This is a genomic window from Streptomyces alkaliterrae, assembly GCF_007097205.2.
In the GTDB taxonomy this organism is placed as follows: Bacteria; Actinomycetota; Actinomycetes; order Streptomycetales; family Streptomycetaceae; genus Streptomyces; species Streptomyces alkaliterrae.
Map to the genome: position 1 here is coordinate 1 of NZ_VJYK02000421.1, position 3,692 is coordinate 3,692.

Here is a 3,692-nt window from a genome sequence, read left to right on the forward strand (position 1 = left end):
GCGGTGACCTGTGGGAGGGCGTTGGCGATGTTGATGACGCCGAGGTCCTTGCCGCGATGGGCGGCGGCCGGCAGGACCTGCGTCATCAGGGCGAAGTCGACCGAGGTGAAGACGCCGAAGCCGATGCCGAGCACCGCCGCCGCGACGATCGCACCCGGCCAGGTCTGCCAGAGGGCGAGCATCAGGGTGGCCGCCGCCATCAGGACGCCGGACCAGAGGACAAACGGTTTGCGGCGGCCCACCCGGTCGGACCAGACGCCGCCGGTGACGACTGTCGCGAGCAGGGTTGCGGCGTTGACGGCGGTGAGGATCAGGACGCCCTCGTCGGGGGCGGGGTGGGAGAGGCGGTCGCGGAGGTAGTAGAGGAGGTAGAGCAGGACCAGGGCGTTGCTGAGATTGATCAGGAAGCGGGTCAGCCAGGCCCAGCCGAAGTCGGGGTGGCGGCGGGGGCTCAGCCAGAAGCCGGTGAGGAACGGGCGCCAGGCGAAGGGCGGACGGGCGGTGGCGGGGAGTGGTGGGTCGCGGTGGCGTAGGACGTAGGGGAGGACGCCGATCAGGGCGAAGGCGGCGCAGGCCGCGTAGCCGGCCGCGATGCCGCCGACGAGGGTGGCGAGACCGGCACCGGTCACGACGCCGAGGATCTGGGCGGCGCCCAACCAGCCGCCGACCGTGCCGCGTTGGCCGCGCGGGACGCGGTCGGGGACGGCGGCGGTGACGGCGGCGAACGCGGCGTTGAGGGTGAGTTGGACGAGGCACCAGCCGAGCGCCATCGTCAGGAAGGAGGTGGCGGTCGCCAGGAGGAGGAGGGAGGCGGCGCCGCCTGCGGCACCGGTGACGATCCAGGGGGTGCGGCGGCCCCAGCGGGCGGTGGTGCGGTCGGAGAGGGCTCCGAAGACCGGGTTGGCGATCAGCGAGACGAGGGCCCCGGCGCCGGTGACCCAGGCCAGCATCGACTCCTTTGACATGCCCGCCGGGGCGTACTCGGCGGCCTGGAGGGCGAGGAGGATCTGGAGCGGGCCGTACCAGCCGACCCAGATCGCGCCGTTGGCGAGGGCGAGGGCGGCGGTCCAGCGGCCGGGGACGGGGTGGACGGGCTCGGCGAGCGCGTCGTGCGCGGCCGTGGCGGTCACGGGCGGTCCGTCGCCGCGTGGAGGGCGGCGCGTAGCCAGTGGTAGGAGGCCTTGGGGGTGCGGCGCTGTGTCGGGTAGTCGACGTGGACGAGGCCGAAGCGGCGGGCGTGGCCCTCGGCCCACTCGAAGTTGTCCAGGAGCGACCAGACGAAGTAGCCGCGGACGTCGGCGCCGGACTGCATCGCGGTGTGCAGGGCGTGGAGGTGGCCGCGCAGGAAGCTGATCCGTTCCTGGTCGTCGAGGCCGGGGTAGGAGCAGCCGTTCTCGGTGATGATCAGCGGCGGGAGGCGGTCGGCGTATCGGGTGCGGAGGTGGAGGAGGAGTTCGGTCAGGGCTTCGGGGACGACGGGCCAGCCGAAGTCGGTGAGCGGGTGGTCCTCGATCGGGCGCGGGGTGAAGGGGAGGTCGGCGGGGAGGTGCAGTCCGGCGTAGTCCGTGGAGGTGCCGTCGGGGGCGGCGACCTTGGTGGGTTGGTAGTAGTTGACGCCGTACCAGTCCAGGGGGCGGCCGATGAGCTTGAGGTCGGCGGCGAGGTCGGCGGCGGGCATCAGTTCGGCGATGCCTTCGGGGTAGCGGCCGAGGAGAAGCGGGTCGGCGAAGAGGCGGTTGAGGAGGAGGTCGTAGAGGTCGGCGGCGGCCTTGTCGGCGTGGTCGTCGGAGGCGGGCCAGACGGGGCCGTGGGAGTTGGCGATGCCGATGCGGGCTTCCCCCGAAGCAGAGCGGAGGGCTTCGGCGGCCAGGCCGTGGCCGAGGAGGAGGTGGTGGGCTACGGGGAGGGCGTCGAAGACGAGGGTGTGGCCGGGTGCGTGCTGGCCGAGGGCGTGGCCGAGGAGGGTGTGTTCGGCGGGCTCGTTGAGGGTGATCCAGCGGGTGACGCGGTCGCCGAGGCGGTCCGCGACGGCGGCGGCGTAGTCGGCGAAGTGGGCGGCGGTGTCGCGGTGCCGCCAGCCGCCGTGGGACTCCTCCAGGGCGAGCGGGGTGTCCCAGTGGAAGAGAGTGGGGACGGGTTCGAGGCCTCGGGCGCACAACTCGTCGACGAGGCGGTCGTAGAAGTCGAGGCCGGCCGGGTTGACCGGGCCGGTGCCCTCGGGGACGACACGTGGCCAGGCGATCGAGAAGCGGTAGGCGACGACGCCGAGGTCGTGGATCAGGGCCACGTCCTCGCGGTAGCGGTGGTAGTGGTCGCAGGCGGTCGCGGCCGTCGTGCCGTCCTTGACGTTGCCGGGGACGGCGGTGAAGGCGTCCCAGACGGAGGGGCCGCGGCCGTCCTCCTCCAGCGCGCCCTCGATCTGGAAGGCGGACGTCGACACGCCCCACAGGAAGCCGTCGGGAAAGCGGGAAACCACTTCACCTGTTGTCATGCTCGGGATGGTCGCGGCAGGCAGACGACTCGTCAACGAACGTGTGTGACAAGGAAGATGACGGCGCCCCGGCCGCGCGGGGTGCGCGCGGCCGGGGCGCTCGGGGTGGCCGTCAGGGCCGCGGGGTCAGTCCTTGGGGATCCACTTCTCCCACGTGGACTTGTTGTCCGCGATCCACTTGGCGGCGGCCTCCTCGCGCTTCATCTTGTCGCCGGCGATCATCTTCGCGACGGCGTTCTGGTCCTCGGTGCTCCACTCGAAGTTCTTCAGGAACTCGGCGGCCTTGCCGCCGTTCTCCGCGAAGTCGGCGTTGAGGTACTTCTGGAGCATGTTGGTGTCGTAGCCGCACTTGGTGTCGGCTTCCGGCACGTTGCAGCCCTCGGTGTACTCGGGCAGCTTGACCTCGACCATGTCGATGTCGGCGTTCATCCACTGCGGGTCCCACCAGTAGGTGAGGAAGGGCTTCTTCGCCTTGTAGAGCCGCTGGATCTCCTTGAGCTGGGCGGCCTCGCTGCCGGTGGGCAGGATCTTGTAGTCCAGCTTGTGGTTCTTGATCAGGTGCTTGTCGTAGGACGTGTACGAGGGCGCGGCGCCGATGAACTGGCCCTTGCCGCCGGACTCGGGGGTCTTGAAGTCGTCCTTGAACTTGTTGAGGTTCTTGTGGTCGAGGACGTCGGGGTTCTTGTCGGCGTAGTACTTGGGCACGAACCAGCCGATGTGGCCCTCCACGCCGAGGCCGCCGCCGGAGACGATGGTCTTGCGCTTCTCGACGTACTGCTCGACCTTCTTCGGCGCGCCGCCCCAGTCCTCGAGGATGGCGTCGGCCTGGCCGCGGTGCAGGGCGTCGAAGGCCAGGGACTCGTCGATGGTCTTGATGGACGTTCTCACGCCCAGCTCGTCTTCGAGGAGCTTTGCCGCGACGGCGACGTTGGCCTCGGCGCCGACCCAGGAGGGCATGGCGAGGGTGACCTTGTCGGCGCCGCCCTTGGCGTTGCCGGTGTCGGCGGCGCCGCAGGCGCTGAGGGCGAGGACGCCGGTGAGGCCGGCGGCGACGGTGAGCGAGGTGCGTATGCGCTTGTGGTGCATGGCGGGGTTGCTCTCTTCTCGACGGCGTTCTGGTCCTCGGTGCTCCACTCGAAGTTCTTCAGGAACTCGGCGGCCTTGCCGCCGTTCTCCGCGAAGTCGGCGTTGAGGTACTTCT

Annotated in this window: 3 protein-coding genes; all 3 read right to left on the reverse strand. The window is 70.6% G+C overall.

The genetic code is table 11. The features are described 5' to 3' along the window. Window positions 1-1,130 (reverse strand): MFS transporter (locus tag FNX44_RS24905; RefSeq protein ID WP_143651246.1); only part of this gene is annotated, 1,130 nt, incomplete at its 3' end. Continuing rightward, complete coding sequence (locus FNX44_RS24910; protein WP_143651247.1) at window positions 1,127-2,491, reverse strand: GH1 family beta-glucosidase; 1,365 nt, start codon at window positions 2,489-2,491, stop codon at window positions 1,127-1,129. The genes FNX44_RS24910 and FNX44_RS24905, both read right to left, overlap by 4 nt. A gap of 126 nt (window positions 2,492-2,617) precedes the next feature. After that, complete coding sequence (locus FNX44_RS24915; protein ID WP_143651248.1) at window positions 2,618-3,577, reverse strand: glycine betaine ABC transporter substrate-binding protein; 960 nt, start codon at window positions 3,575-3,577, stop codon at window positions 2,618-2,620. Window positions 3,578-3,692 lie beyond the last annotated feature (115 nt).